Annotated in this window: 29 protein-coding genes; 14 read left to right on the forward strand and 15 right to left on the reverse strand. The window is 61.9% G+C overall.

All coding sequences use genetic code 11. The features are described 5' to 3' along the window. The first annotated feature begins 15 nt into the window (after window positions 1-15). The 10 genes from LRS53_RS22125 to LRS53_RS22170 all read left to right on the forward strand — a co-directional run bounded on the left by LRS53_RS22125 (window position 16) and on the right by LRS53_RS22170 (window position 6,834). Window positions 16-327: a hypothetical protein gene (locus LRS53_RS22125; RefSeq protein ID WP_231357343.1), complete on the forward strand. Its 312-nt coding sequence runs from the start codon at window positions 16-18 to the stop codon at window positions 325-327. A 41-nt stretch (window positions 328-368) separates the two neighbouring features. After that, on the forward strand, window positions 369-1,544 hold the full coding sequence (locus LRS53_RS22130; protein ID WP_231357344.1) for a tandem-95 repeat protein: 1,176 nt from the start codon (window positions 369-371) through the stop codon (window positions 1,542-1,544). A 165-nt stretch (window positions 1,545-1,709) separates the two neighbouring features. Continuing rightward, on the forward strand, window positions 1,710-3,920 hold the full coding sequence (locus LRS53_RS22135) for a DNA cytosine methyltransferase (RefSeq protein WP_231357345.1): 2,211 nt from the start codon (window positions 1,710-1,712) through the stop codon (window positions 3,918-3,920). Window positions 3,921-4,093: 173 nt separating this feature from the next. Then, the gene (locus LRS53_RS22140) at window positions 4,094-4,594 is read left to right on the forward strand and encodes a hypothetical protein (RefSeq protein WP_231357346.1); all 501 of its coding nucleotides are present in this window, start codon (window positions 4,094-4,096) and stop codon (window positions 4,592-4,594) included. A 161-nt stretch (window positions 4,595-4,755) separates the two neighbouring features. Then, the gene (locus LRS53_RS22145; RefSeq protein WP_231357347.1) at window positions 4,756-5,382 is read left to right on the forward strand and encodes a phosphohydrolase; all 627 of its coding nucleotides are present in this window, start codon (window positions 4,756-4,758) and stop codon (window positions 5,380-5,382) included. Between the two features lie 228 nt (window positions 5,383-5,610). After that, window positions 5,611-5,883, forward strand: a complete 273-nt coding sequence (locus LRS53_RS22150; protein ID WP_231357348.1) for a hypothetical protein — start codon at window positions 5,611-5,613, stop codon at window positions 5,881-5,883. A 14-nt stretch (window positions 5,884-5,897) separates the two neighbouring features. Then, a complete protein-coding gene (locus tag LRS53_RS22155; RefSeq protein WP_231357349.1) occupies window positions 5,898-6,152 on the forward strand; it encodes a hypothetical protein in 255 nt (84 codons plus the stop codon). A gap of 14 nt (window positions 6,153-6,166) precedes the next feature. Continuing rightward, window positions 6,167-6,376 (forward strand): DUF551 domain-containing protein, encoded by a 210-nt coding sequence (locus LRS53_RS22160; RefSeq protein WP_231357350.1) that lies wholly within the window; start codon window positions 6,167-6,169, stop codon window positions 6,374-6,376. Window positions 6,377-6,386: 10 nt separating this feature from the next. Then, window positions 6,387-6,533, forward strand: a complete 147-nt coding sequence (locus LRS53_RS22165; RefSeq protein ID WP_231357351.1) for a hypothetical protein — start codon at window positions 6,387-6,389, stop codon at window positions 6,531-6,533. A gap of 100 nt (window positions 6,534-6,633) precedes the next feature. Next, window positions 6,634-6,834 (forward strand): hypothetical protein, encoded by a 201-nt coding sequence (locus tag LRS53_RS22170; protein WP_231357352.1) that lies wholly within the window; start codon window positions 6,634-6,636, stop codon window positions 6,832-6,834. Between the two features lie 216 nt (window positions 6,835-7,050). Here the strand turns inward: LRS53_RS22170 and LRS53_RS22175 are convergent, their stop codons facing one another. The 3 genes from LRS53_RS22175 to LRS53_RS22185 form a co-directional block, all read right to left on the reverse strand. Further along, window positions 7,051-7,692, reverse strand: a complete 642-nt coding sequence (locus tag LRS53_RS22175) for a DUF6012 family protein (RefSeq protein ID WP_231357353.1) — start codon at window positions 7,690-7,692, stop codon at window positions 7,051-7,053. 26 nt (window positions 7,693-7,718) lie between these two features. Further along, the gene (locus tag LRS53_RS22180) at window positions 7,719-8,036 is read right to left on the reverse strand and encodes a hypothetical protein (RefSeq protein WP_231357354.1); all 318 of its coding nucleotides are present in this window, start codon (window positions 8,034-8,036) and stop codon (window positions 7,719-7,721) included. A 435-nt stretch (window positions 8,037-8,471) separates the two neighbouring features. Further along, complete coding sequence (locus LRS53_RS22185; RefSeq protein WP_231357355.1) at window positions 8,472-9,065, reverse strand: hypothetical protein; 594 nt, start codon at window positions 9,063-9,065, stop codon at window positions 8,472-8,474. Between the two features lie 181 nt (window positions 9,066-9,246). On the opposite strand from LRS53_RS22185, the gene sppA reads away from it, so the two are divergent. Beyond that, on the forward strand, window positions 9,247-10,191 hold the full coding sequence (gene sppA / locus LRS53_RS22190) for a signal peptide peptidase SppA (RefSeq protein ID WP_231357356.1): 945 nt from the start codon (window positions 9,247-9,249) through the stop codon (window positions 10,189-10,191). A 91-nt stretch (window positions 10,192-10,282) separates the two neighbouring features. Here sppA and LRS53_RS22195 read toward each other — a convergent pair whose 3' ends face one another. The 4 genes from LRS53_RS22195 to LRS53_RS22210 form a co-directional block, all read right to left on the reverse strand. Then, window positions 10,283-10,591, reverse strand: coding sequence for a DUF3509 domain-containing protein (locus LRS53_RS22195; RefSeq protein ID WP_064306899.1), 309 nt, complete (start codon window positions 10,589-10,591; stop codon window positions 10,283-10,285). Between the two features lie 358 nt (window positions 10,592-10,949). Continuing rightward, entirely contained in the window at window positions 10,950-11,291 is a 342-nt protein-coding gene (locus tag LRS53_RS22200) for a hypothetical protein (protein ID WP_231357357.1), read from the reverse strand. Between the two features lie 5 nt (window positions 11,292-11,296). Then, window positions 11,297-11,473, reverse strand: a complete 177-nt coding sequence (locus tag LRS53_RS22205; RefSeq protein WP_231357358.1) for a hypothetical protein — start codon at window positions 11,471-11,473, stop codon at window positions 11,297-11,299. A 113-nt stretch (window positions 11,474-11,586) separates the two neighbouring features. Continuing rightward, complete coding sequence (locus LRS53_RS22210; RefSeq protein ID WP_231357359.1) at window positions 11,587-12,726, reverse strand: hypothetical protein; 1,140 nt, start codon at window positions 12,724-12,726, stop codon at window positions 11,587-11,589. A gap of 247 nt (window positions 12,727-12,973) precedes the next feature. Between LRS53_RS22210 and LRS53_RS22215 the strand changes: the two genes are divergently transcribed. Then, window positions 12,974-14,032 (forward strand): hypothetical protein, encoded by a 1,059-nt coding sequence (locus tag LRS53_RS22215; protein ID WP_231357360.1) that lies wholly within the window; start codon window positions 12,974-12,976, stop codon window positions 14,030-14,032. A gap of 253 nt (window positions 14,033-14,285) precedes the next feature. Continuing rightward, a complete protein-coding gene (locus LRS53_RS22220; protein ID WP_231357361.1) occupies window positions 14,286-14,867 on the forward strand; it encodes a hypothetical protein in 582 nt (193 codons plus the stop codon). A 131-nt stretch (window positions 14,868-14,998) separates the two neighbouring features. On the opposite strand, the gene LRS53_RS22225 is transcribed toward LRS53_RS22220, so the two are convergent. The 6 genes from LRS53_RS22225 to LRS53_RS22245 all read right to left on the reverse strand — a co-directional run bounded on the left by LRS53_RS22225 (window position 14,999) and on the right by LRS53_RS22245 (window position 18,708). Continuing rightward, window positions 14,999-16,324: a type II toxin-antitoxin system HipA family toxin gene (locus LRS53_RS22225; RefSeq protein WP_231357362.1), complete on the reverse strand. Its 1,326-nt coding sequence runs from the start codon at window positions 16,322-16,324 to the stop codon at window positions 14,999-15,001. An 83-nt stretch (window positions 16,325-16,407) separates the two neighbouring features. Further along, window positions 16,408-16,707 (reverse strand): HigA family addiction module antitoxin, encoded by a 300-nt coding sequence (locus LRS53_RS22230; RefSeq protein WP_231357363.1) that lies wholly within the window; start codon window positions 16,705-16,707, stop codon window positions 16,408-16,410. Window positions 16,708-16,944: 237 nt separating this feature from the next. Continuing rightward, a complete protein-coding gene (locus LRS53_RS24070; RefSeq protein ID WP_442968542.1) occupies window positions 16,945-17,208 on the reverse strand; it encodes an EexN family lipoprotein in 264 nt (87 codons plus the stop codon). Window positions 17,209-17,424: 216 nt separating this feature from the next. Further along, window positions 17,425-17,844 (reverse strand): hypothetical protein, encoded by a 420-nt coding sequence (locus LRS53_RS22235; RefSeq protein WP_231357364.1) that lies wholly within the window; start codon window positions 17,842-17,844, stop codon window positions 17,425-17,427. Beyond that, entirely contained in the window at window positions 17,837-18,124 is a 288-nt protein-coding gene (locus LRS53_RS22240) for a hypothetical protein (protein ID WP_231357365.1), read from the reverse strand. The genes LRS53_RS22235 and LRS53_RS22240 overlap by 8 nt, the downstream gene beginning before the upstream one ends. Continuing rightward, window positions 18,124-18,708: a hypothetical protein gene (locus LRS53_RS22245; RefSeq protein WP_231357366.1), complete on the reverse strand. Its 585-nt coding sequence runs from the start codon at window positions 18,706-18,708 to the stop codon at window positions 18,124-18,126. The genes LRS53_RS22240 and LRS53_RS22245 overlap by 1 nt, the downstream gene beginning before the upstream one ends. A 147-nt stretch (window positions 18,709-18,855) precedes the next feature. On the opposite strand from LRS53_RS22245, the gene LRS53_RS22250 reads away from it, so the two are divergent. Continuing rightward, the gene (locus LRS53_RS22250; protein ID WP_231357367.1) at window positions 18,856-19,947 is read left to right on the forward strand and encodes a phosphoadenosine phosphosulfate reductase domain-containing protein; all 1,092 of its coding nucleotides are present in this window, start codon (window positions 18,856-18,858) and stop codon (window positions 19,945-19,947) included. 103 nt (window positions 19,948-20,050) lie between these two features. On the opposite strand, the gene LRS53_RS22255 is transcribed toward LRS53_RS22250, so the two are convergent. Next, window positions 20,051-21,169: a hypothetical protein gene (locus LRS53_RS22255; RefSeq protein WP_231357368.1), complete on the reverse strand. Its 1,119-nt coding sequence runs from the start codon at window positions 21,167-21,169 to the stop codon at window positions 20,051-20,053. Beyond that, the coding region (locus LRS53_RS22260) for a hypothetical protein (RefSeq protein WP_231357369.1) at window positions 21,166-22,617 on the reverse strand (1,452 nt) is incomplete at its 5' end. The genes LRS53_RS22255 and LRS53_RS22260, both read right to left, overlap by 4 nt.

Raw genomic sequence — 22,617 nt, forward strand, 5'->3', positions numbered from 1 at the left:
CATGTGAGGCGCCCTATGGAAGTACTACGCAGCTCTTTCACCGCCGGCGGCGAGCGGGTCTACCTGCTCTTCCAGCCCGCCACCAGGCGCTTTCGCCTGGCCACGCGTTGGTGCTACGTCGCCAACTTCCTGCAGCTGCAGGACGCAGCGGATGCCTTCGAGGCCTTGGAGCTTTCGGATCGGCCGGCGGCTCAACTTGGACGGCTATTGGTCCGAGCGATGCGAAAAACACCTCGATCGATGCCGGGCTCACGTCGTCACGCGATGTGGAGGATCAATCGGATCCTCGACTTCATCGACGCCCGTACGTCTGGAACGGTCCGTTGAATCCCTTTCCACGGCGTGAACTCACGCCCCAGGGCTATCCCATGTCCCGTTTACTTGTCCTACTCCCCTATGCCGAGGTGGCTATGCCTTCGCGCCCAACCGCACCTGCACCGATCACGATCGTCGCTGCGGCCCTACTCCTGCTGGTCAGCCTCTTCAGCGCGCTATCACGTGCGGACGAGGTCGGCACGACCTTCAGCCAGAACTCCTTCATCTGCGACTCGAACTCCCCCGGGTATTGGAGAGGCGGGCTCGACGCCGGCTGGAAGAACCACATCATCTCCGTCTATCGGCAGTACGGGACCAACGTGGGACGCTGCCCCGATCAAGGCGGGTGGGACTATTGGCAAGGAGACATCCCTAAGTACAACGATACCTATGCCAGCTTCAGCAAGCGGTGGAATGAAGCGGCCGACGCGGATGTGAGGTCCAAAGGCGGGCCCGCTGGCTACCAAGCAACCTTCGATAAAGAGTGCCTCGACTCTGCCCGCCAGATTTACGGAAGCTATGTCGTTACCGCGCGCTATGTTCACTACACCGGTAACATGTGTGAGATCACCCGCGTCATCCCGAACTCGCCGCCGACGGCCCTGAATTCAACCGCTACCCTGAACGAAGACACCGTAGGTCAATTCAGCCTTCAAGCGGTGGACACGGACGGCAGTATCAGCCGATACACGATCCTCCAACAGCCGAGCGTCGGCTCCATCACTCAAAGCACTTCGACCATCACCTATTGGCCGCCGGCCGACTGGTCTGGCACCACAACGCTGACGTTCCAGGTTACCGACAACCGCGGTGCCACGTCGGGTACCGGCACGGTCACCATCGTCGTCATGCCGGTGAATGATCCGCCCGTCGTCCAGCCGGTTTCCCTGACCACGGACGAGGACACGCCGGTTGAGACGACACTGTCAGGTACCGACATCGACTCGGCGCCGCCCTCCTACTTCGAGCTGGTCTCTCCGCCACTCAAGACCGTGGGTATCGCAACCATCCAGGGCGCCAATCTGCGCTTCGAGCCGGCCAAGGACTGGAATGGCACAGCCAGCTTCACCTACCGGGCACGCGACCCCGAGGGTGCCTATTCGGCTGCTGCAAGGGTGACGGTGCTGGTGCGGGCTATCAACGATGCGCCCACTGCAACGACTCCGCTGCAGATAAAGACGGTGGAGTCCAGACCTGTGACGGTCCGCGCCAAGGTGACGACGCCCTAGCAGCGCTCGGCGAAAGAATCTTTCGTCGTCGCCTTCGGGCACTGGGATCGCCGCCTTTCTCTGGGCGGCTTTCTCTGGAAAGGGCATGAGCTTGCGTTTTTAGAGATGCCTGGAGGATGGGCGTCATGAGGCGGCTGGCGCCTCGACGCATTGAGGCTCCTCCCCATGACCGCATTTCCCCGCAAGCAACCACCTGTCGACTTCAAGACTCAGTACAGCCTGAGCTTCACCGCCCAGGAAGATGAGATCGTCGTCGACTTCTTCTGTGGCGGCGGCGGCGCCGGTACCGGGCTCGAGATGGGCCTGGGACGCCCGGTCGCCGTGGCGAAGAACCACTCTGCAAAAGCCATCAGCATGCACACCGCCAACCATCCGGCGGCGCGGCATTTCACCACCGATGTCTTCGACGGCGACCCGGACACGGAATGTGGCGGCCGCCGGGTAGGCTGGTTTCACATGTCGCCCGACTGCACCCACCACAGCCAGGCGGCCGGCGGCCAGCCGCGGCAGCACGAGATCCGCAACCTCAGCTGGATAGGCCTGAAATGGGCGGGCAAGAAGCGTCCACGGGTTATCAGCCTCGAGAACGTGAAGCAGATCCTGCAGTGGGGCCCGCTGATCGCCAAGCGCGACCCTGCAACCGGCCGGGTCGTGACCCTGGACCGTATCCCTCACCCGACGAAGCCCAAGAAGTTCGTGAACCGGGTAGCTGACGTCGGTGAGCAGGTGCCGGTCCACAACCAGTTTCTGGTGCCTGACCCCAAGCGCAAGGGGCAAACCTGGCGCCGGTTCGTGCAACTGCTGCAGGGCATGGGTTACGAAGTCGAGTGGGAGGTGGGCCGTGCCTCCAGCTATGGCGCGCCGACTAGCCGCGAGCGCTTGTTTATGATCGCTCGCTGCGACGGTCAGCCGATCGTCTGGCCAGCACAGACCCACGCCAAGAAGCCGGCCAAGGGACAGAAGCCGCTGCGCGTCGCCGCGGAGTGCATCGACTGGTCAGTCCCGTGCCCGTCGATCTTCAAGCGCAAAAAGCCGTTGGCCGCGGCCACACTTCGCCGCGTCGCCAAGGGCCTGCGCAAATTCGTCCTGGAGTCGGCTGATCCCTTCATCGTGCCGATCGCCAACTGGTCCCGAGAGGCGGCCGTCTCGGTGGGTGAGCCGCTGCACACCATCACGGCTTGGCCTCGAGGCGGATCCTTCGCGGTGGCAAGCCCGATCATCGCGCCGGCTACCCACCAGGGCGCTGATCGGGTGCACGACCCGCGTGAGCCACTGCCGACCGTGACGTGCGCCAACCGCGGCGAGCAGATGCTGGTCAGCCCCACGCTGATCGGCCTGGGAGGCCCGGCCTATGCAGGGAATCCTGCCGACGCCGGCGCCCCGCTGGGGAGCATCCTGACCGAGAACCACCGCGCGGTGGTGGCGCCGACCCTCGTATCGGTGGGCTACGGCGAGCGCCAGGGGCAGGAACCGCGCGTACCGGGCCTGGACAAGCCGCTGGGCACGGTGATGGCCGGTGGGATCAAGCACGCGGTCGCGGCTGCGCACCTGGTGAAATTCCGCTTCGACTCCGCCGGCGCCGCTGCCGATGAGCCGATGCCCACCATCACCAGTGGCGGTGACTGCCAGCGCCCCGCCGGCGCAGCACATGCGATGGGCGTCTGCACGGCGTTCCTGGAACAGGCGAACGGCGGTTTCAACACCACGCCTGCACACAGCGTCGAGCGGCCGATGACCACCATCACCAACACGGGCAGCCAACAGCGTCTGGCGGTGGCCACCCTCGCCCATCTGCGCGGCAATTGCGATGCCCGCTCACTCGAGGAGCCGCTGCACACCATCAGTGCCTCCGGCCAGCACCACGGCGCGATCACCGCCTTCCTGTCCCGGCAGTTCGGCGGCTCCGTTGGCCAACGCATCGACGAGCCGGCGCCGACCATCACCGCTGGCGGCGGCGGCAAGACCTCGGTGGTCGAGCTGCAGCTCTCGCCCGAAGTCGAAGCCGGTGCCCTGCGCGTCGCCGCCTTCCTGATGAGCTACTACGGTGCGGACAACACCAGTCGGCCGGATGAGCCCTCCCCCACCGTCACGACGAAAGACCGCCTTGCGCTCGTCACGGTAACGATTCAAGGCACCCCCTACGTCGTGGTCGACATCGGCCTGCGCATGCTGCAGCCGCGAGAGTTGTACCGCGCCCAGGGCTTCCCGGACTCCTACCAGATCGAATCTGGCCACGACGGCGAGCCGTTCACCAAGTCCGAACAGGTCCACATGTGCGGCAACAGCGTCTCCCCGCCGCACATGGCGGCGATTGCCCGGGCCAACGACCCCTGGCGCGCCGCAGTGGCCACTCCGCGGCGAACAGCTGCGGCATAGCGTCAAGTCACCGATTCGGCCGGTGGCGGCGACGCCTGGCCGATCGGAGCAACACCCATTGCTCAGGAGAAGAACGACGTGAACGACTCATTTCAAGGCGCAACGGTGGAGGCGATGCAGCACCGTCGCCGCTTAGTGATGAACACAGCCCAGAACACCCGGGCGGACCAGCCATGAGCGGCGCAACGATCTACGTGTCGGCCGAGGACCTGGATGCCTTGCAGGAAGCCGACGGTATTCTGTACGCGCTTTTCGAAGCCACGGACGGAGAGGCGACCAGCCTGACTCTTGCGCGCGATGGCCTTCGCCGCGTGATCGAAAAGACGCAGAAGGCCACGCGTGCCGCCGGCGGACGTCATCTGGTACGGACCGCATTACGCTACGCGGAAACTTTGAAGGAAAGGATCGTGCCCCAGATGGACTATGAACCGTATGCGGGAATCATCAAACGGGCGCTACAAGCTCGCGGTACCACGAAGGGGGATCTCGCACGGGATCCGCAATATCTCGCGCCCGGCTATGTCGTCCGAATGTGCTCAGCACTGGCCCGGGCCGCCGCCGAATGCAGCGGGCGCGACGTGGCGCTCGACGAAGTTATCCGCCTGGAGCGCACCTGCACCGGTGCCGACTACCACCACAAGCTGGCACTGCGCTGCGCCCAGCTCGCCGGTTGAGCGTCGGCTGCGGTCCACGATCCCGCGGCGGGGAGCATTGCGCGGGCGGAGGAGCGCCCTCGCTATTGAGGCCCCGCCACAGGCGGGTATTGGCACTAGCGCGTCGACGGAGATGGGTTACGTTGGCCACTACCTGGTCTTTTGCCTCACGGGAGTAGCGCATGAGCGCAAGCTGGATCCTCACCCAGTCTGGAAAGCAGTTTGACCTGCTGGCCCCTGAAGCCGACATGGTGGTGCTGGAAGACATCGCCCATGCACTGGCGAACATCTGCCGATTCGCGGGTTACACCCAGACCCACTACAGCGTTGGCCAGCACAGCGTATTGGCCAGCCACCTGGTGCCGCCAGCGGATGCGCTTCACGCGCTGCTGCATGATGCCGCCGAGGCCTATGTGGGCGACATGGTGAGTCCTCTCAAGGACCTGCTGCCCGGCTTCAAGGTGATCGAGGCGCGGATCTGGATGGCCATCGCCGCGCGCTTCGGGATTGCTGCGCAGATGCCGGCCAGCATCAAGGAGGCAGACCTGGTGCTGATGGCAACCGAGCGCCGCGACCTGCTACCCCCAGGCCCCCCGTGGCCGTCACTCGAGGGGATCCATCCGCTTCCCAACCAGATAGTGCCCTGGGCGCCGGTCTTCACGCGCTTGGCATTCAAAAGACGCTTCAAGCAGCTCGTGCGATCCGGGGCGCGAGATCGCTCAGTTGCACTAGGCGGCCGAGGCCTAGCCCCTGAGCGCGTTGGGACGCTGTCCGGCATTCCACCGTGTAAGAATCTTACAAAGGCGTAGCGTCAGCTGCGATCCGGCCGGGCGGTGTCCAGGGGGGGCGAAAGGTTCCAAGCTACTGGCGTATGGGAAAAAGCCGGGACAGCGTTGGGATTTCGACCATGGCCGTTGCCCTCCGAGCATATGTTCATGAGTGGCCTGCTGGCACGCTGATTGGTGCCCGATCATGGCCTTGCGTTTCCGGCGACCCGTGAGACGCTGAGTCCATAACGAACCCGAGGAAAATTCTGTATGCAGATGTCGACCGCGCTCCTTGAACAAGGCCGGCAACGATGCGCCGCGACGATGAGCGATCCAAACCGAGGCCCCCGCGATCCAGTGATTACGCCTTTCGTGATGGCCATGAAGCTGGGCGGCTATGAAGAAGTTCTCGTTAATCGCTGTGGGAAACTTCGAGCCTGTCCAGCCTGCCCGGTAGGCACGGCGAACTATTCGCAGCAGTACCTGAAGGATGGGCACACTGTATGGGCTTGCCCTCATTGCCGGAACATCACCACCGATTAGGAAAACGCCGCGTCGTGAGCAGACTTGAAGCCAAAACCGAGAAAGGGATTGCCCTGTGGATCAAGCGTGATGCCCAAGGCCACCACCGTCTCGACTGCGCATGGTCGGGACGCGGCAAGCACTTCGATGAGCTACCGCGGTTCTATCGCACCGAGCGCGGGGCTAAGCAAGGTGCAGCCCTGATTACTGGCGAGCGGCTGACCTGGTCGACGGCGGTATCCGCGGACAGCACTGCGAAACGCGAAACGCTGGCCAATCCTGCAAACTGATAAAGGAAAAAGCTGTGAGTGAATGGATCAAGTACAGCGAGAAGAAGCCAGGCAACGAGCTTGATGGATTGGTGGTTATCGTAGCCGTCCAGCATCACAGTCGCGGGCTGATCTCTGAGTGTGCCGTTTGGAACAAGGGTTCCGGCAACAAAGGAAAATTCGAATTTTGGGATAGCAATGTCACTCACTGGCAGCCCCTGCCTTCACCACCTGGTGCTACATAGGAAATTTCCAATGACCAACAAAGCAGATTTCGCTAAGCCCGGCTCCAACCACTGGCCTCGCGGTGGAGAGGCGAAGACCTCGGACGTGAACGCGGTGATGGTCGATTACCTCAAGTCCCAGGCTTCGAAGCCGGCAAAGCCTGACCTGGCGAAGTAAGAAGGAAATCGTTCAGTTGCACCCCATGCCCCACCGTCAAACGTGGGGCCAAGCCCGTAGAAACACTTCGGATTGGCCGGAGTACGATGGAGGAATAACCATGGTTAGCAAAGTAGCAATTCACAAAGCCACATCGACGATCGTCGTCGACTCGGTGACTTTTAATATTGCCTTCGACAAAGTGACGATAAAAGGCGGACATCCGCAAGGCCCAGTGTTCGTCTGCGGAACAGCTCAAGCTGTGATCAGTAAAACCGATGCCGATCTTTTGGTTGCTGCTGGAGCCGTCGATCTTCGCTGATCGCTCCAACGGGACCCAAGGCAAGCCCGGTGCGCCGGGCCTGTCGGGAGCCGATTATTTGAGTCGGTTGCCGACAGTCACAGACACAATAGAAAGCCCCACTGCACACCACCGGCCTCGAATCTGAGTGCTTTTCTCCTCCAGGGCCGTCGCAATTAGTTGCTAGATTTCGCAGTTGTTTCGGAAGCCGAAAGAATCTTTCGCTAGCACCCCGGCCTAGTCCTCGCCGCCAGCAAAGGGATAGGGATCGATCCCCTGGCTTGCGGTACCGAGCGGACAGGCCACGACGTCCTCGATGCGTGGCGCCCTATCACCCAGGGACTCGTTCAGCCGCTTGAACCAATCACCCCGATCCAGCAGCGGGACCTGGAACGACTCCTCGCGCTCGAGCAGCAGCCTGTTGCTTCCTACTCGCTGGTTGACGACCTTGTCGCGGGGTACCAGGCACGTCGCCTCCAGCCGCGGCTGGACGAAGGTCGGGATCGAATCCTGGTGCTCCATCGGCCGCTGCGGCCAGGTCGCCATCTTGTCTGAGACGACCTGGTAGGCGTCCGGCTCGCCCAGCAGCTCATAGTGCACGCGATGCACGATCAGCTGCTCCGCCGCTACCGCCCAGCGATACACCACGGTGAATGGCTGGGCCGGCCGGCGCGTATCGATCAGCAGACCTACCCGCGCCAGGCGGCCATGCTTGCTGCAGCCGATCGCCATGCGCTTGTTCGGCATCGCCCGGCGCGTGGCCAGGTCCACTCGATCACGCAGGAGCAGGCCGATGGAGTCGATCCGCAGGTCGATCAGTTGGACGTGCGGCCCCGAGACCGGGCAGGTCATGAACCGTGGTACCAGGTGGATGAGCATGAGCGGCTGCCTCGCGCGGCGGGGTGCTAGCCAGCCGAAACCTTCGAGGGCGATCGCTTGAACAGCGGATCGGCGCCCTCGAAGACATCATCCGGCGCTTCCGGCCATTCACGGCGGATAACGTCGAAGTCTCCTTCGTTCCAGCAGCGCAGGAAGGCCATTCCCTCGTCAGTCTCCAGCGCGAAGGCGATCGCGGCCGTGGATGCATCAGGCGCCTGGTCGACCTTTTTCAGCGCGTCGTCAACCGCGGCGGCGTAGCCTTCACGGTAAGCGTCATCTGGATGGGCCTTGGTGGGGCCAGCCGTGGGGATCAGTGCACCGATCATGTTGTAAAGGTCGAGCATGGGGCCGTCCTCAATAGAAATGGTCCGTCCCAGATCAACGCGCTTTCCCACATGGCAGCAAAGGCGTCGACCCGGGCGGTCCGCCTAGTGTGCAGCTGCAGCTCTCAACGCAAGCGGCGATTCACGCCCTTCTTGGTAGGGGATTCGGGGATTGCCCGAGATGCTGCTTCGAGCTCGGCTTGGAGCTCACCAGGCGTGCCGGTGAGTTCTGCTAGGAGCTGCCGGGCCAGCGAGTGCGCATCGTGGTCAGCCGCCGGCGCCGATTGACCGCGCGCCGGTCGGTCGGTAGCCGGGCCCGGTGCCCGTGCACGAGGTTGAGTCATGTTCACCCTCCGAAACGTGGGCCGCTGACTGTCATTGCGGTAGCACGCGGCGTCAAGAGGACATCTAGCCAGCCGCCAGCACCGGGCGCCATCGACAGGCGCCGGTGGCGTATCAGGCCGGCGGCGTGTGCCGGCGCGAACGTTCTGCAGCCAAGAAGCCCTTCACCAGAACCGAGCCCCAGGTGTAGAGGGTCTGTCCAAACACGCCGTAGTAGAAGGCTAGTAGCCAGGGGCCCGGTGTAGGCGCGTCGAGCATACGTGCCAACCCGAAGGGGGCGCCGGCCAGGGATGCAATCAGCACCAGGAAAAGGAGGTAGTCGCCCATCTGGCTACCATGGCTCACTGGCGCAACCACCGGCTCCGGGGCTTTAAAGGGAGTGGTGTCCCAGGTCTCGACCAGGCCCAGCGCGCTGCGGACGGCCGCCGGCGCCAGGGACACTTTCGGATCGACATCCAACCGCAGCACCTGGATGCCACGCATCTCGTCCCAACTCAATCCGTACCCTTCTGCAGCGAGTTGCTCCAAGGCGTTGATCAGTGCGGTATGGGTCGCCTTGCCATGCCACAGCCCATCGCGGTGGTCGATCCAGATGCTCCTGGCACCTTGCGCCTGGGCGCATGCCAAACGGGCCTTGATGGCCTTGAGATAAATGGCCGGATCGACCGGCAGGGTGCGACCGTCCCTGTGCTCGAGCGCGTATTTCATGGCTGGAATCCCGACTGGAAGAAGGGTTCAGTATCAGCGCGCCACCTCTCTTTGGGCTGGTGATTCACGCCTTTCCTGGGCGGGAACTGGGCCAGTACACGCCCTTCCGAGGGGCAAACTCGTGACTTTTTCGGCGCAGGTCTCGCGACACTGGAGGTCTGATACTCGCCACGAGGTTCCAATGTCCGAACACGACAACACGCTGCTTCCCGAACTCATCCGCGACCTCATCAAAGAGCGGCGCGCTTCCCGTCGGCTCAAGCTGCTCAAGTATTCCTTCTGGGGTACCGGCCTGCTGCTGGTTGCAGGTGCGGTACTGGTCGAGCACCTGCAACTCGACGAGGCGGCTGAAGCCAAGCAGATCACGGCCGTCATCCAGGTGCGGGGTGAAATCGCCGACGGCGCCGAGGCAAACGCCGCCGCGCTGAAGAAGGCTATCGGGCGCGCGTTCGATGACGAGCGCGCCAAGGCCGTGGTCCTCAAGATCAACTCGCCCGGCGGCAGCCCGGTACAGGCCGGCCAGGTGTTCGACGAGATCAAGCGCCAGCGCGGCCTGCATCCGAAGGTGCCGGTCTACGCCGTCATCGAGGACCTGGGCGCCTCAGGTGCCTACTACATCGCCGCGGCCGCCGACGAGATCGTGGCCGATAAAGCCTCGCTGGTCGGCTCCATTGGCGTGACGGCGGCGTCGTTTGGCTTCGTCGACCTGATGAACCGCGTCGGGGTAGAGCGCCGGGCCTACACCTCCGGCGCGCACAAGGCGTTCCTGGATCCGTTTCAGCCGAAGAACCCTGAAGAGACCGTCTTCTGGAACGACGTGCTTAAGCAGACACACCAGCAGTTCATCCAGTCGGTAAAGACCGGCCGCGGCGATCGCCTAAAGGATGCCGGTCATCCGGAGCTCTTCTCCGGCCTGATCTGGACCGGCGAGCAGGCCAAGCAGCTGGGGCTGATCGATAAGCTGGGGGATGTCGACTATGTCGCCCGGGACTTGGTGGGCGCCACCAGCCAGGTCGACTTCACCGTCAAGGACAATGCCTTTGATCGGTTCGCGAAGCGCCTGGGCGCCTCTGCTGCGCAGCAGCTGTCGATGGCGCTCGGCTTCAGTGGTGTGTCGCTGCGATGAGGAGTAGGGACGGCCGCCGGCCTCCCCAATAGCGATAGCCGCGCCTTACGATGCCTCAGGCGCGGTCACTATCTGTACCTGTCCGAATGAGCTATTTCGCCTTGCGCGCGGCATGCAGCTCTGGATTGAAAGACTCCAACCCGCGCGAGCCTAGGCGCCGCATCAGCTTCGCGTGCTCCTCCTCACCGCCCTCCCGACCCAGTGCCACATCGCGCCTGAAATCGTTGATGACATCGGCGAGCTTGGCCGGATCTTCCAGGTCCGCAAGCTTCACAGCGCGCGTGACCTCCGCCTCCTCATAACTGACCGTTACCACCAGCGCCCTGTCAGCCGGACGTGGCGCAGCTGTGGTGGTGTACGGCGCTAGAGCCGCTCTAAGCCGATCGATTCCTTGTTCCATGACCTCTCCTTGCTATGGGCAACGTGTTACCGAGGTCATAGAGATCGCCGATCTCGCTTAAAGGTCCTACTGCGGCGGGAAATCTGAGGAAACGAGACTTTGGACGTGGGCTGGGCCTGACCGGCGTGTCTGCTGACGGGGGGCTAGGGGATAAGCCCACCCAACGACTGAGCTCCCGGCAGCCGCCGTCCCGATACGAGGGAACCCTTCGCCCGCGTGGCATTTGGAGATTGCCGGACAGGCAAAACCACTACAGGCGATTGACCGACCTGGATGTCAGCTTCCAGGCCGGCGGGCAAGCGTTTGACCTGGGCGATTGCCAAGCTGTTCAGAAGGCGTAGGCGCGCGACTTGAAGCGTTACGCGCCGGGCCCTCTGGGTGAGTCCGGCGAACGATGGAAAAGGAGTGCAAAAGGCCCAACGAGGCAGACGCCCGACAGCAAGATCCAGAAGGTGATGAACGTCGCCTCCCCTCGTTCATAGCGCGGCGCTTCAGCGCCGAGCGCGCCCTGGCCATACCACAGCAACAAGGCCACCAACGCCAGGCCTAGCGCCCACAGAGCCGGGGCGTAGTCCTGCCGGATATCCAGGTTGATGAGGAGCTTCCACAGCCACGCACTCGCGTTGCAGACGCTGGCTATCACGCAGAGCCACATCAGGGCGTAAAAGATGTCGGCATAGAAGGCGGGGATGATTTCCATTTTCTCTAGCTCCCGAGCTCAGCCGTCAGCTCGTAGGAGACGAGCCAATCGCTACCCGCCTCACCGGCGTCGCCCACAACGCCGGTATCCAGCTGCTCCCGCAGGCGGGCTGCAAGCTCTTCGACCGAGTCGCACCCCATGTCCTCGAGCTCGTCCGCTGTTACTTCAATGCGTACCTTCATCGTTGGTATCCCCTATAGGTCAGATGACCATCATCCTTGCATAGCTCAGCACCGCTGCGGACCAGGTTCACGCCGGCCAGGGGTGTGAACCTGCAGTTAGCTCGTCTCAGGCGCTAGCCGGCACGTTCGCAGGGCGCATCCATGTCGGATTGGAACGCGACGAGCGAGGCGCGCGCCTGGCGGCACGCCTCAAGGTACCCAGGAAAGGAACACGGAACATCGGCCAGCGCATCGGCAAGCGCCAGGCAGAAATTTGCGAGCGCGAATGGCTCGTCTATCCCCTCTCCTGCAGCGACCGAGTAGTTCGGGGAGATTGTAACCACCAGCCCAGGGTTCGAAGCTGCTTCGCGACGCAGGAGGAAGCGGCCGCCGGAAAGCTCGCGCACCAGCCTTGCCAGGGGTATGCGAGCAAAGCTGCGAGCATCATCGAAGATGCCGGCGAGCTCGCGGATCCGGGCAAAGTGCTCGCGCCAGCGTGCCTCATCCTCTGCTCGCACTCGCGCTGCCCTCTCCAGGTACCACCGTTCGTACTCCAGCACCGGTAGCCCTCGGTACAGCACATCCTCCAGCTTCCTTTGCTCGTGACTATCGATCCAGCGGTCCCGAGTCTGCGACACGTAGGCAACCAGCAGGTGCGCGCATCCGTGTTGCCGCAGGCGCTCGACCTGGTGCTCCAGTGACGCGGCCGGATCCCACATCCACGCCGGCGCAAAGCACTCGATCTGCGCCGTGAGCGCGGCGGTCGCAGCGTGCACGTCCGCCAGTACCTGGAACCAGAGCTCCGTCGTGATGGCGCCGGCCTGGTGATCGAGCGGGAGCCGAGACAGGCGGTGAGGCAGGGCCAGGGCCTGGTCTACGAAACCGGGCATCCGTCGCACGCCGAAGGTGTGACGTTGCGCGGGGCGGTGGCGCTGCGCCCGTGCATCCGCCTGTAGCGCGCGCTGCAGGATGTCTGGCAGCCACGGAAGCGCCGCGGCCATCCGCCAGCGCTCGGCAAACTGGCGAGCGCTGAACGTCCCGTTCTTGCCGTTGGGCACCACGAACCAACCACACTGGACAGCTTCGGCTATGAGCTGGACGGACGGCTGCAGGTGAACGGGCACTGCGGCCAGCACGTCACGAACAGCGTCCGCCGGAAGGTATGCGAGGTACCGTCGTGCCCAGGGATAGGCCTCCTTGCACAGGATCGCCTGGCGGTAGTGCTCGAGGGGGAAAAAAGCCCGTTCCTGGGCGAGGGATTCTATGGGTTTCATCTTGGTGGCCTGCAGTTGATGCAGACAGCGTACGAAGAACCGATAGAACGCAAGGGGTCAGTGTCCGACCCAAAGCTATCGTTGGCGGTGGGCAGTTACCAATTAAGAGCAGCCCTCACAGTTTTCCTATAGACGACGGCTTAAGTCTGAAAGCAGACATGTTCAGGTGCTGTGAAGCGTTTATGCGGGTCGCAATCCAATGCGCATGCTACATTTATCAGGTAACGATTGGGTGAGGAATAACTTAATGAAACGCGTAACAAGACAATCAACCAAATTTGGTGCATTAGATTTGGCAGCGGATATTGGCCGGGAGTTTAATCTTTCACTTAACCGCATTGGCGAGGTGTTTTCCTTTGACGAAGCCACCAAGCTTGGAATCGAGGATATGCGCCTTCTGATAGGCCGCCGGGCTGAGAAGATGTTCGAGTACATGGTGGCTTCGTTAGGGCAGGCAGATCTTATTGCTCCAGAAGATACAGCGGCTCCACTTTATGACGGGGCCGATGTCCAAGCCCCTGACTACTTCGTAGCGCTCAAAACCGGTGAGCGCTACTTCGTGGAGGTCAAGCACGCGCGTACGGAGAACTTCAATCAACCAGTGACATTCAGCAAGAATTACTTAGCAAGGCTCAAGCGCTATGCCTATCTCAAGGGTCAATCACTCACGATTGCCGTTTATTGGCAGTCGCTTGGGAAATGGACCATAAACAAGGTAGAAGACTTCGAGACACCAAAAGGTACGATAAATCTACGGTTTCCAGAGGCCTTGCAGCGAAACATCGCCGGAGCCTTTGGCGACCGATTAATTGGCGTAGTTCCCCCGCTCGTATGCCGCATACATGCAAAGCCAGAATGCCCAAATTCAATTAGCGAGGACGGAATCGCTAATTTCATTATCAATGGCATCTCGTTCTATTCTGAGGGGAAGGAGATACTCTGTGACTTAGAGCGGCAAGTGGCGTTCTATCTGATATTTCACTCAACCTGGGAAGAACACGCCCCCATTGCGAAGATGGACGGCGACAGGGTGGACTTCATAGAGTTTTCTGCACAGCCGCTCGATCGCAATGAGGCGCAGGAGTTCGAGATTATTGGATCGACCGCTGGCATGGTCTCACGGCATTTCGAGTGGCTTACGACGGCGGATGCACGCATTGTTCGCCTCACCCCTCAACTTACGCCAAGCGAGATGGCTCCCGCCTTTGACGATTCCTATAGAGGAGAGATTCTCCGCATGTGGCTTCTTCAAATACAGCCAAACTATGGGCCCCTTATACGCAAAGTGGGTCGAGAGCCGGGGTAGGCTTCCGGCAATCCTATTCAGCGTTGGTCGCTGATGGTATGAGTGACTACGACTGCTGCAAGGTGGGCATAGGCTTTCGAGTTGTGGACGAAAGCTATGGGTAGATTGTTGTCATTGGCTATTTCCGGTTTTGGTATTTTCAGAATCTCGCAGCAATTTCAAAGTTCGACGCAAGCCCTACCGGAGGAGCCGCCGTTTGCGTTCTGAAAAGCTGTGTCAGGGTGGAGGGCAGATATCAACCAGGAGCCTCACCATGACCACCGAAACCCTCGCCTCCCCTACCACCGCTACAGCACCGGGCACGGTCGTGCCGGGTCGCCTGGTCTTTCATCGCGATGAGCCATCCCGCTTCGGTGCCATCGAAGTAATGAGCCAGGATGGCCTGGTAAAGGGCTTGTCGACGAAGCAACAGCAGATCCTGCCGTTTGAGCCGGAGGCGCTCCTCAGCGCCGCGCAGCTGGCGGAAGTCGTGATCGATCTCGCCGGCCAAGCGGCAACACCGGCGAGCCATGACCAGTTGGCGGCTTACGCTCGCACCCTGGCCGAGGCCTATGGCGCGCACAGCCAAGCGGGCGACCTTGCCGTCGGCGACTTCGCCTTCTACCACGAGGATCCGGATGCATACGGGCCTCTCGCCATCCAGGCGATTGCCTCGAAGGTCACCGCGTACAGCAAGTACAAGGAGCTGGAGTTGGACTTCGACCAGGCAGATCTGAGCACTGCCGACCAGCTGGCTGAGGAGCTCATCAGCGCTCTCGCCATCGAAGACGCCGAGCTGCGCCAGCTGAAGGTGTCAGCTCGCGCAAAAGCCCTGGCCGCGGCCTTCGCCAGCTAGCCATTCCGGCCGACCACAGCCCCCGCCTCAGCAGGCCCTTATCGCACGGGCCTGTCCTCATGCTTACCCTCTCGCCGGCGCGCCCGGCGAGTTTTCTCGCACCCACCTACCACCTGCGGCGCCGAGCCTCGCTATCGCAGATCTGCTTTCTGCAGGTAACCCTCTAGCCACCGCAGCGGGATCCTGGGGTGCTCCCAGGCACTGGTCGGCAGCACCGGCTGCAGGAGATCAGGCAGCGCGCGCAGTCGCTCCGCGTTCTTCCTCAGCGCCAGCCACAGCCTCTCCGGATCGTCCCATGCCGCCAACAGCTGGCAAACCTTCCGCCAGTTGATGGTGCCGCCCTGCTCCACCGGCGCCGGCCATCTGGTGGCCCGGGTGACCCCCTGCTCATCCATCACCATGGGCGCCAGGTCGTAGATCGGCGCCAGCCGTACGCCCTCTCCGTCACGCAAGATCGCAGCGTTGCGGCCATGGTTGTCTGTGTTGCCCACCACCTGATTGAGCAAGTCCCGCAGCAGGTACTCATCGAGTAAGCCTGGAATAGCGGCGTCCTGGCCGGAAGCCCGCCACACCCTTACCAGGGCCTCAATAGCGTCGAGGTGCCCCAGGTAGCTCCCGGGCACCAGCGTATCCGTCAACGAATAGATAGACTCGACAGCGACCCGCTCAAGACCCGCGGCACCGGGTCGGCGGTCGAAGCGCGGCAACCATAGGCTCGGTTGCCTACCTTCCTCGAGCATGAGCCCATCAACAGGGATCGTCTCCAGGCCCAGGCTATCCACCGCCAGGTAGTACCGGTACTCGCTACGAAGCACGTCCTGGTCAGCGGCGCGCCCCTGGTTGCGGGGAAATTTGACGAGCCAGTGCCGAGCGGCCAAGTCGTCAGCAAGAGTGCCGTCCAGGTAAAGCTCGCCTTGAGTACCCTGGGTCAGCAGCAGCTTTGGCGCATCGCCCCCAGCGCCGGTCGCGCTTCCTAGGAGGGCACCTTGCGCATAGGCGTGATCAAGGAAGTCGGGGCCCTGATCGATGACCTGGTCTCGCCGGAATGCGATCGGCGCCCGCTCCTCGCCGATCGTTGCTGCTTCGCGGATCCGCAGCTGACCGATCGGAGCAAGGGTACAGCGCGCTAGCAATTCGAATGCCGGCTGGGTGGCTTGCCCGCTTACGAGCGCGAGACGGGGAAGCAGGAATCGACGCGCTGCACCGGAGGGCACGATATCGAACAGGAACGCGGGCCAATGCGGGAGACGAAAAACGTCCCAGCTCAGTGGGAAATTCGCGCTCACGGCGTGCTGCAGCGATGGGCCGGATTCGGACAGGTACTGAGCGAGAAATGACGCCAGGTAGCGGCAGCTGCAGGGGCTGTTGAGAGGATGCCTGCCTGGATCGTCAAAGTGGATGTTGAGTGCATCCTGCCAATGATTATCCACGAACGCCTGGACGACTAGATCGGCCATGGCTTGCCGCCCGAGCTGTCATCGTGGGGTGCTGAATATCGGCGTGTCGCCTGCGCAGCGGAATGCAGTCGAAATGCCATACGCTATTGCTTCGTTCCGCACGCGGGCATGGTCCCGCCAGCCTGTTGGGCGACCGCTGTACTTCTCTCTTCGTAGGTGGCCTGTAACGACAGCCAGAAACCCTCCGATGTCTTGAACAGTGCAGCCAACTTCGACGCCAGCTCAGGCGTCACAGGCGCGCGCTCATTCACCACCGCCTCAATCGTAGCGGCCGGAACGCCAAGCCGCTCAGCAAACGCCAGTATGTCGGTCTGCAGCGGCACCAGGAACTCCTCCCTGAGGATCTCGCCCGGGTGTATCGGCGGCATACCGTTTTTGATCACTGCGATTCTCCTGGGGGCGGCTTGTCAGGTCAGTATGCCGCCATCGAGCCGCGGAGAGGAGGACAGCTTATAGCGGGCTGATGGCGTATCACCAGATACCGGTCACGCGAAGCCTCGGCGGCTCTGCAGCAAGCCGCTGGCGCGCCGAGACCTTATCCGCGCTGTTGGCGATGACGCACCCTTTGCGAGGTGTGGGCACCCGGTGGCCTGCCAGTCTGCCGCTGGCAGAGCAAGGCCTTACCGGGGAGTGATATCCGGCGACCTATTATCGGAAGGATTCTTACCAAACAGGAACACCGATGCTTCCGCCTCTAGAGCGTTCTGGCAGTCGGGCGTGGCCTCCTCCCTTACGTCATTCCGGCAGACCTCTACCCGCGCTTTGCGCTCACTGTCGTGGTCTTTGTACCACTGCTTGGTCTGCACAACCTTTTCATCTTTACAGCCCAAGAGGGCCAATCCTGCGAAAACGACAACAACTGCCTTGTTCGTGACTTCTCGGATCTAAACGGTGGAAGTCCGATTATCTCCGGCGCCTTTGCATACCGAACAGCATCCCGGTCCGGGAACGTCTTGCTCGTCTAACTCTGCGCCAGGTCGTTACCTTTGGAGTCGTAGCGCCCCATATGGATTCGGGTCATGGGTACGCCCCGCCCACGATGCTCCAGGGCTAGGTGCGAGACAGCGCGGGGTAAACGCCCAGGGCCTGCTGTTGTTGCATCACAAGAGAGGCAACTGGCGGTGTGCATCCGCCTCGTCTTGAAACGCCTGGATCGCCTCGTCATCAGCATCACACCCGCGGCCAACGCCCAGCAGGCCGGCGAAATGCGCCTTTAAGGCCTGTTCGCCCTGGCCGCCCGGGGCAAGCTGGTCGATCGCATGCCAAGGCACCAACCGCTCCGGCGGCAGAAAGCGATAAGGATCGGCCACCAGCCCGCAGGCAAAGCGGCCGGTACCGAGCGAGATCAAAGCTCGGCAGCTCTCCTCGTCACCCAGCTCCTTGCCGAGGTCGCACACCTCGGCAATACAGCACAGGCCGCATCCGTTGCACGGCTTGCCCTGCGGCGGCTTATCCAGCGAGACCAGGTGGAGCAGGTGGAGCAGGTGCCAGACGGCGCCTGCAGGCTTTAGCTCATCCATCTCCCCTCCCCTCTTCACCGACGCGCCGCGACAGCACCCTACCTAGGTCACCCGGGCGCCATTGGGCAACCGGCTCATCGCAGTCGGCGCAGTAGAGAATCTTCCCATCGCGGACCTTCAGGTTCGAGTACATGTTGGTGTTGTCCGCAGTGCCTCCGCCCAGGTCGACGAAGTAATCGCCTGAACCCTGGTAGTGCCGTTTGATGAAGAAATGCTCCCGATTTCCGCCGGATGGACAGGACACCGGCTCATCGATCGTCTGTAGGTTGCTACTGCGCATTATTTGCCCCCTCGGCGCGCCATTCCGGATTTTCTGCCCGATCGGCCTTTTCCGCTGCGGTTCTTTCGGCCCTTCCTACCTTTCCTGCCTGATTTCCCCCACCCCGCGCCCCAGGGGTCGACCCGGATGTCAGGGTATTGCTCCTTGACCGCGTTCCAGCTTGCCTCACGCGGTGGCAGGGTGGCTTCGACATAGGGTTCCCAGCCGACCCAACTGATCGCATCCATCAGCTCTATGCACAGGTCACCCGCTCCGATCAATGCCGAGGCGCCGTGCTCGTCGACAATACGGGTGTCGCCAAATGACCAGGTCTGCTCGTGCAGCTCGACCGCCATGAACACCTCCCACTCGGTCGTATCGTCATCCGGACCTGGGTAGGCCACCCACGCCTTACCGATCTGCAACGGCCCATACTGTGTCTGGAACGTCACCGTCACGTGGCCGCGGGCGTAGTGCAAGCGCGGATTGCCGGTGCCTCGCGCCTTTTTGATCACCGATGTGACGGTCATTGGCGGCATGTCTTTCGCCGGCGCGTGAGCAAGGTGCTCGAGTAAGTCCACGAAGTCGTCGTAGCGGATATCCATCGTCTCAGGTCCATGAGGGGTACCCCGATACCCTGGCACCCTTCCTGAGAATGCAAGGGCAATCCCGCATGGACGCAAAACATGCAAACGTTGCATTCCTGGAGAGTGGGAGATCCTGCAGAGGTCCTTCCAACTGCGGATCTCCCCATGTCTGTCGTCGCCCGAACTGCTGAAATCGATGCCCTCCTCTCCCGTGATGCCGTGGTCGCCATCGGCGTCAGCGGCGGCAAGGACTCGGACGCCTGTGCACTGGCAACGGCCGCCTACCTCGACCAGGTTGGCCACCGTGGGCCTCGGCTGCTGATCCATGCCGATCTTGGCTCGGTGGAGTGGGAGCAGAGCCTCCCCAAGTGCGAGGAACTGGCGAGTACGATCGGCTGGGAGCTCGCCGTCGTTCGCCGTGAGGCGGGCGGGATGATGGAGCGATGGGAGGGCCGTTGGGAGAACAACGTTCGTCGCTACGCTGAGCTTTCGTGCGTGAAGCTGATCCTGCCCTGGAGCACGCCCTCGATGCGCTTCTGCACCTCGGAGCTCAAGAGTGCGGTGATCGCCAGCTACCTCAAGAAGCGGTTTCCCGAACGAGACATCATCAACGTCACTGGCATCCGTCGCCAGGAAAGCTCCAGCCGCAGCAAGATGCCGGTATCCAAGATAGACACCCGACTCAGCCGGCGCGGCCTGCAAGGCTTGGTGTGGAATTCGATCATCGAATGGACGCTGCCTGAGGTACTGGGCGAGATTGCCGGCCACGGCCGAGAGCTGCACGAGGCCTACACGCGTTACGGCATGAGCCGAGTGAGCTGCTCGTTCTGCATCATGGCCTCCAAGCCTGATTTGATCGCTTCCGCCGCCTGCGCGAGCAACCAGGATACCTATCGCCGGATGGTTGCCCTTGAAGCGAGGTCTTCGTTTTCGTTTCAGTCCGGCGCCTGGCTGGGCGACATCGCCCCTCATTTGCTCGACCACAAGGCATTGGCGCGGATCCGTAATGCGAAAGAGGTATGCCGCATACGCGAATCTGCGGAGGCGACGATCCCTCGGCATCTCCACTACGTCTCGGGTTGGCCCACCTGTATCCCAACCGCGCAGGAAGCTGAACTGCTCGCAGGCGTGCGGCTGACCGTCGCGCGATCGTTGAAGCTCGACGTAGCGTGTACCACCGGCTCTGAGGTCAGGCTCGTTATGCGGAGCTGTACGCGGCCAAGCCCGATCAGATCGTGGATGCACCCGTTCACCTGATTCACCCGGCTGCATCGCAGATCGCGTTCGAGTTCTGATCGCGACGCTGAGTGTTCACCCGCCCTGCCCAATACCCAGGCGTGCAGTGATCGCTTCGTGGCCATCAGGCTGGCATCGCCGGGTGGTGAAGTCTTGGCGTCGTCCACGTGCCCTGCCTGATCAGCTTCGCAGCAATGTTGATAGCTTTAGCTGTTGGGTGCTTGGCCAGCGCGCCATTCCGCAGGCTTTGAAAAACCTCCTTGGCCAACTGAGGTAGGCGATCGCTGGCGACGCCGCTCTTCACAAGCTTTTCCATGATTGAAAAAAGCCACGACGCGTTTTGTGTTTTTTCTTTCGGAAGAGTTATTTCTTGGGGGGCAATTCTGGTCCCCCCTCTTTTCAGATTTGGCCCCCCTGCCGCGGGCACCTGATTACCGGCTTCGCGAGGGGCATCGTGGGCCATACGTAGTCGGCTCGGCACGTCGGGCGCTTTCGGTTTCGTGCCGATGCTTCTGAGGGCAAGCCGCTCGATGGCAGTGAGTGAACGGCCTTCTCTCCGAGCTGCTGCCTGGATGACCATTGCAGCATCTACCTCCGTGTCGCACGCCTGTTTTACGTCTCCGCAAATGCTTTCTACGTCACCACCGGTGGATATCCCGTCACCGTGCGCTTCCACCGTTACTGCCATTTGATCTGAATGCCCTTCAGAAGCCGATAGCTCACCCTGGGTAGAGGCAGTGGACTTCGGCACGTCCGGTTGACGAATACCCGTCGGCTTCACACCGATCTCCCCTTCTACGTGGTTACTTCTCCCGCTGGTCTCGAGGGTCTCGACTAACCCTTCGAGCGCAGCTTCGCGCTGCTTTCGATCAGGGCAGCTGACATTCAGCTTGGCCAGGATCACTTCGCTGAGCCTAATGCGGAAGACGTTCGGCAGACTCATGCCGTTCTCTGCTCTTCGTACCACGACCTCAAGCAGCCCCCGCTCGACCAGTCGCTTGCACAAGCGCTTGGCCGTGTTCTCTGAAAACCCAAAACGCTTCGCGAGGAAAGACCAGCTGATCTCCCGCTCCATGTTCGGATTGCTGCTGCAGAGATCGTAAAGCGAGAGCCACATTCCGAAGCTATCAAGGCCGATCTCAGCGGCGCGCTGGAGATGCCTCAGGTAGGTGACGGGAATCATAGTGAAGGGCTTCGATCTGCTGTGATGGTAGAGGTCGTTCACAGTGCATAGGGTGGTCATCGTGTTTTTCCTAGGCATAAAAAAACCCGCCTAGTGGCGGGTTTCTTGGGCGTCCTACCGATTTGGCGGCGCCGGTCTATGTGAGGTGGTGGTGGTGGGCCTGTATCAGGCGGAGCGGACTCATAGCCTACTGATTGGCGAGGGAGGCCAATCGTGGTCGGCGCTAATCGCCGGTTGGCCCAGAAGCTATAAATGGGGTCATCCAATTTGTCGTATGCATACGACAAATCCTGAGCGACCAGGGTGGAGGCGGCCTGCACAGCAGAACGCCGGACCGTTTTGTCGTATGCATACGACAAAGCCGAAGAGGCCAGATCGGGCACCTGGCGCAGGTCTGAGGCGATGGCGATCTTGTCGTATGCATACGACAAATCCTGAACGTCCAGGGTGGAAGCGGCCGGCGCCGGGGAGCACCGGACCGATTTGTCGTATGCATACGACAAAATCCGGCTACCCAGATCGGGCACCAGGTACCGGGCCGAGGCACCGGCCATCTTGTCGTATGCATACGACAAATCCTGAACGTCCCAGGTGGAAGCGGCCGGCGCCGGGGAGCACCGGACCGTTTTGTCGTATGCATACGACAAAATCCGGCTACCCAGATCGGGCATCAGGTACCGGGCCGAGGCACCCGCCATCCTGTCGTATGCATACGACAAATCCTGAACGTCCAGGGTGGAAGCGGCCGGCGCCGGGGAGCACCGGACCGTTTTGTCGTATGCATACGACAAAATCCGGCTACCCAGATCGGGCACCAGGTACCGGGCCGAGGCACCGGCCATCTTGTCGTATGCATACGACAAAATCCGGCTACCCAGATCGGGCATCAGGTACCGGGCCGAGGCACCGGCCATCTTGTCGTATGCATACGACAAATCCTGAACGTCCAGGGTGGAAGCGGCCGGCGCCGGGGAGCACCGGACCGATTTGTCGTATGCATACGACAAAACCAAAGTAACCAGATCAGGCACCTGGCGCAGGTCTGAGGCGATGGCGATCTTGTCGTATGCATACGACAAATGCCGAGCGCCCAGAGTGGAAGCGGCCGGCGCCGGGGAGCACCGGATCGTTTTGTCGTATGCATACGACAAGTCTGAACCATCCATATTGGGCGCCAGGCGCAGGTCCGAAGCCTCGTCGATTTTGTCGTATGCATACGACAAATCCCGGGCGCCCTGGGTGGAAGCGGCCGGCGCCGGGGAGCACCGGACCGTCTTGTCGTATGCATACGACAATATCGAGCTACCCAAATCGGGCACCAGGCACCGGGCCGAGGCACCGGCCATCTTGTCGTATGCATACGACAAATCCTGAACGTCCAGGGTGGAAGCGGCCGGCGCCGGGGAGCACCGGACCGTCTTGTCGTATGCATACGACAATATCGAGCTACCCAAATCGGGCACCAGGCACCGGGCCGAGGCACCGGCCATCTTGTCGTATGCATACGA

The sequence above is a fragment of the Pseudomonas sp. PLB05 genome, assembly GCF_021106615.1.
Lineage (GTDB): Bacteria > Pseudomonadota > Gammaproteobacteria > Pseudomonadales > Pseudomonadaceae > Chryseomonas > Chryseomonas benzopyrenica.

What these genes read in the sequence shown, in the direction of transcription:
- LRS53_RS22125 (WP_231357343.1), top strand. Translation starts at nt 16, where the DNA reads ATGGAAGTACTACGCAGCTCTTTCACCGCCGGCGGCGAGCGGGTCTAC.
- LRS53_RS22130 (WP_231357344.1), top strand. Translation starts at nt 369, where the DNA reads ATGTCCCGTTTACTTGTCCTACTCCCCTATGCCGAGGTGGCTATGCCT.
- LRS53_RS22135 (WP_231357345.1), top strand. Translation starts at nt 1,710, where the DNA reads ATGACCGCATTTCCCCGCAAGCAACCACCTGTCGACTTCAAGACTCAG.
- LRS53_RS22140 (WP_231357346.1), top strand. Translation starts at nt 4,094, where the DNA reads ATGAGCGGCGCAACGATCTACGTGTCGGCCGAGGACCTGGATGCCTTG.
- LRS53_RS22145 (WP_231357347.1), top strand. Translation starts at nt 4,756, where the DNA reads ATGAGCGCAAGCTGGATCCTCACCCAGTCTGGAAAGCAGTTTGACCTG.
- LRS53_RS22150 (WP_231357348.1), top strand. Translation starts at nt 5,611, where the DNA reads ATGCAGATGTCGACCGCGCTCCTTGAACAAGGCCGGCAACGATGCGCC.
- LRS53_RS22165 (WP_231357351.1), top strand. Translation starts at nt 6,387, where the DNA reads ATGACCAACAAAGCAGATTTCGCTAAGCCCGGCTCCAACCACTGGCCT.
- LRS53_RS22170 (WP_231357352.1), top strand. Translation starts at nt 6,634, where the DNA reads ATGGTTAGCAAAGTAGCAATTCACAAAGCCACATCGACGATCGTCGTC.
- LRS53_RS22175 (WP_231357353.1), bottom strand. Translation starts at nt 7,692, where the DNA reads ATGCTCATCCACCTGGTACCACGGTTCATGACCTGCCCGGTCTCGGGG.
- LRS53_RS22180 (WP_231357354.1), bottom strand. Translation starts at nt 8,036, where the DNA reads ATGCTCGACCTTTACAACATGATCGGTGCACTGATCCCCACGGCTGGC.
- LRS53_RS22185 (WP_231357355.1), bottom strand. Translation starts at nt 9,065, where the DNA reads ATGAAATACGCGCTCGAGCACAGGGACGGTCGCACCCTGCCGGTCGAT.
- sppA (WP_231357356.1), top strand. Translation starts at nt 9,247, where the DNA reads ATGTCCGAACACGACAACACGCTGCTTCCCGAACTCATCCGCGACCTC.
- LRS53_RS22195 (WP_064306899.1), bottom strand. Translation starts at nt 10,591, where the DNA reads ATGGAACAAGGAATCGATCGGCTTAGAGCGGCTCTAGCGCCGTACACC.
- LRS53_RS22200 (WP_231357357.1), bottom strand. Translation starts at nt 11,291, where the DNA reads ATGGAAATCATCCCCGCCTTCTATGCCGACATCTTTTACGCCCTGATG.
- LRS53_RS22205 (WP_231357358.1), bottom strand. Translation starts at nt 11,473, where the DNA reads ATGAAGGTACGCATTGAAGTAACAGCGGACGAGCTCGAGGACATGGGG.
- LRS53_RS22210 (WP_231357359.1), bottom strand. Translation starts at nt 12,726, where the DNA reads ATGAAACCCATAGAATCCCTCGCCCAGGAACGGGCTTTTTTCCCCCTC.
- LRS53_RS22215 (WP_231357360.1), top strand. Translation starts at nt 12,974, where the DNA reads ATGAAACGCGTAACAAGACAATCAACCAAATTTGGTGCATTAGATTTG.
- LRS53_RS22220 (WP_231357361.1), top strand. Translation starts at nt 14,286, where the DNA reads ATGACCACCGAAACCCTCGCCTCCCCTACCACCGCTACAGCACCGGGC.
- LRS53_RS22225 (WP_231357362.1), bottom strand. Translation starts at nt 16,324, where the DNA reads ATGGCCGATCTAGTCGTCCAGGCGTTCGTGGATAATCATTGGCAGGAT.
- LRS53_RS22235 (WP_231357364.1), bottom strand. Translation starts at nt 17,844, where the DNA reads ATGGATGAGCTAAAGCCTGCAGGCGCCGTCTGGCACCTGCTCCACCTG.
- LRS53_RS22240 (WP_231357365.1), bottom strand. Translation starts at nt 18,124, where the DNA reads ATGCGCAGTAGCAACCTACAGACGATCGATGAGCCGGTGTCCTGTCCA.
- LRS53_RS22245 (WP_231357366.1), bottom strand. Translation starts at nt 18,708, where the DNA reads ATGGATATCCGCTACGACGACTTCGTGGACTTACTCGAGCACCTTGCT.
- LRS53_RS22250 (WP_231357367.1), top strand. Translation starts at nt 18,856, where the DNA reads ATGTCTGTCGTCGCCCGAACTGCTGAAATCGATGCCCTCCTCTCCCGT.
- LRS53_RS22255 (WP_231357368.1), bottom strand. Translation starts at nt 21,169, where the DNA reads ATGACCACCCTATGCACTGTGAACGACCTCTACCATCACAGCAGATCG.